The 3,081-nt window shown below is 41.1% G+C and carries 2 protein-coding genes and 1 pseudogene; all 3 read right to left on the bottom strand.

The genetic code is table 11. The annotated features are described in order from the left end of the window. Positions 1 to 593 precede the first annotated feature (593 nt). The 3 genes and pseudogenes from J6U00_RS05975 to J6U00_RS05965 all read right to left on the bottom strand — a co-directional run bounded on the left by J6U00_RS05975 (position 594) and on the right by J6U00_RS05965 (position 2,856). Complete coding sequence (locus tag J6U00_RS05975) at positions 594 to 1,244, bottom strand: hypothetical protein (RefSeq protein ID WP_296580145.1); 651 nt, start codon at positions 1,242 to 1,244, stop codon at positions 594 to 596. Positions 1,245 to 1,380: 136 nt separating this feature from the next. Beyond that, positions 1,381 to 1,587 (bottom strand): annotated as a pseudogene (locus J6U00_RS05970) (IS5/IS1182 family transposase); the annotation flags it as partial. A gap of 183 nt (positions 1,588 to 1,770) precedes the next feature. Further along, positions 1,771 to 2,856: a dockerin type I domain-containing protein gene (locus tag J6U00_RS05965; protein WP_296580143.1), complete on the bottom strand. Its 1,086-nt coding sequence runs from the start codon at positions 2,854 to 2,856 to the stop codon at positions 1,771 to 1,773. Positions 2,857 to 3,081: the final 225 nt, after the last annotated feature.

Raw genomic sequence — 3,081 nt, 5'->3', positions numbered from 1 at the left:
TTAATACTGTTAGGAAAGATATTAGTCTTGCCCCATTTGTTGCAGGGCTTACTCTTTTATTATTATAACAGGACAAAAAAAGCTCTCACAGCCAAAACTGTGAGAGCCAGATGCTATCGATGATAATGTGTAGGTAACGAGTAAGTTTAGAAATTCTGAATGATAAATCGTTTCCGTTATTTTTCCGTTATTGTATGAAAAATAGGTATGTATTTAATACAAATCATGAATCGGTTGATATTTGAAAATGGCTAAATATCGGCAATTATGAACGGTAGGTGCAAGTCACATCTTCTAATGTTCAACACTCATAACCCGAAGGTCGTTGGTTCAAATCCAGCCGCCGCAACCAACGTAATATAGGCACTTTCGAGCAATCGAGAGTGCTTATTTTTTATACCAAAATGAGTAAAATACATCAACCGTACATCAACGTGGTTTATTTTTGCTCTATATATCGCCGAGAATCACTGAGTGCTTTTTAGAGTTTTTGAATTATATTGCGGTTTGTGTTAACCAAGGTTAACAAAATCGCCCACAATAGATTACGAATGCATAGAAAATGATTAAAGCACCCCGTAGGGTGCTTCAATCTATTCTTCGTTTGTCTCTTTGTAGTGGACGTCAATGACATCCTCCTTGTCAGCATTAGGGAAGGAGTCACGTGGTACTTCCGATACCGTCCCGTCAGACCATCTAAAGCGAATTACCTCACTAAAATCGAGTTCGACCTTGCCATCTATATGGTGATCCTTAAGCTTGCCAGATGCTGCTGCGGCACGTCTTGCGTGACGATCCATCTCACGCTCAGGTATACGAGGGAGGTTTTCGACGATGTATTTTATCTGTGACTCTGTGTATGTGTTTGGTGCATCTACCTCATACGTTCTGCTGCAGTTGATGCGAAGAATCACTCCGTCAGGGCTAAAAACGAACTCATCCTGGGCATTTGTTGAAGCACCATTTTGTGTTATGATGACCGGCTCAGGCAGAAAGTCGTTTACGCTCGGAGTCATTGGAATCATCTTTTCTGGTTCGAAGTATGGCTTCGACCAGTTAGCCAAGGGGTCAGGGAAATCTATAACAGGACGTACTGTCCAGTAATCACGATATACCGGATCATTAATCATCATGAAGGTGTTGGGTCCATTATCAGTAGGAGCGTCAGGATTGTACGCCTTGTCCATCTCCGCATTCTGATTATCATGGTATCCTTCCGATACATTTTGCAGCATCTCCCACAAGCATGCGGCGTTGTCCTCCATGGAAAAAACGACGTACCTATCGCGAAAGTTGCACCTAAAGCGTTTGGTATTAATCCACATGATGATATGAAAAAAATTGATGGCCTTATTGAGATTCATTCTTTTATGGATTTGCTTCCATAAGCAGCGAACCGAGTGCCATACGCAACGGTTTTGCAGGCATACCTGTTCTGCTTGGGAACAGCTTGGCATATTCTTTTTCTATTGTATCCCAGGGTATCATTTCGGCTTTCTTGATCCATCTGTTTTCAGGATTCATCTGCAGCCCCTGCGGCTGATTAAAATCTGTAAATGATAACTGCTTTTCCTCAAATCTATACATGACGTCCTCCGAAGTGCAAGCTTTTTCTTTGTTTTTCGCACTTTCCCTTGCACTTCTATTATATCACATCATTTCTCTTTTGTCGATATTTCGGTGAATGTTTAGGGCTTGAGGAGAGACTAATTAGCCTTGACGAAAAAAAACAAATGCCATAGAGTTAAAAACTCTATGGCATTTTTATATTTATGGAGAATTATGAGCCTGTTTTTCCATAAATTCTTCCATTGATATTATTCCTTCCTTTTCAGTTGAGGTATAGGCATAATAGGACTGAATATTTGAAGCGTCCACAGCATTGATACTGCCGTTGCGGTCAACGTCTGCCGCAAGCTTCTGTTCCTCATCATATCCACCATCCTGATTTGTTGAGATCATAGCATAATATGCAAGAACTGATGAAGCGTCAACCGCATTTATCAGCCTGTCATTATTTACGTCGCCAAGCTTATACTCAGTAGTTTCATCAGGGTTAGCCTTTGTTGTGACAGTAGTTGTAGTGGTTGGCGTTGTTGTCGTAGTTTTTTTTTCGCCGAGTATCCTGATGTAGCCGTTGTAGATACCCTTAGTGAATACATAGGTCATCTGAAGTTTTCCTGCCTCGTCCTTATGACTGTTTATAAAGGTATCAGCTACTATGCCGTCGTCTGTATACGCCAAGCCTATGGGATAGACTTCACCCTGCTCAGCATTTTCGGGAACTATAAAATCAATGGTGAATAAACAGCTGTGATTCAGCAGAGTATCCTCGGCATATGCATAGAATGCCAGCTGTCCGTCTTCGATCTTTGCCGAGCCTGTAGTGAAGCCGTTTAATCCTTTGCCTGGTGTTATGAACTTACCTGCTGAGTTTTCTTTGACAGTCAGACGAGTGTCATAAAAAACGTGGAACTTGATGTAGCTGACCGGTTCCGTTGCGCCTGTAATACTGAAATAAACTCGCTGGACCTTGCCCTTTGCATATTCGGGTTCAAGTCCAATCTTATCGAAATAGAGCATAATGCCGCCATCATAATCCCTGGGATCTATCTTCGGAGTATTCCAATCCTTCGGCTGTACCCAGCGAGTTCTGTCGTAGGGGACTTCCATGTCGTCCTGTTTGTCAAAGGGATTATCTGATATCGTATCAGACGTATCAGCGACACTTTCTGCTTCGGTGAGATCTGTTGAATTTGCTTTTATGATGCTGTCGGGAAAGCAATAATAAAGCGATAAGACCAGTGCAAGACTTGTTATTAATGATATAAAGCGAGTCAAAATTCTATTTTTCATAATGGACCTCCTGTTACACGGCAATTCAGTAATAACAGATTATCATAATTTCTGCAATGTGTCAATACCTTTCTTGGAAGAATATATGCATAGAATAAGGCAATCCAACGGATTGCCTTGTTTTAATGCTAAATTACGTTTTTTCTGTTCTGATTTGTCCCTTACAATTTACTTTAGAAATTATATCAATCTGTGCAGTGCTATGTGCAGATGCACTGCACAGAT

The sequence above is a fragment of the Ruminococcus sp. genome, assembly GCF_017650195.1.
GTDB lineage: Bacteria > Bacillota > Clostridia > Oscillospirales > Ruminococcaceae > Ruminococcus.
This window is presented reverse-complemented; position numbering and strand designations above follow the sequence as displayed.

Coding starts and splice junctions, on each gene's coding strand:
- J6U00_RS05965 (WP_296580143.1), bottom strand. CDS start 2,856: ATGAAAAATAGAATTTTGACTCGCTTTATATCATTAATAACAAGTCTT.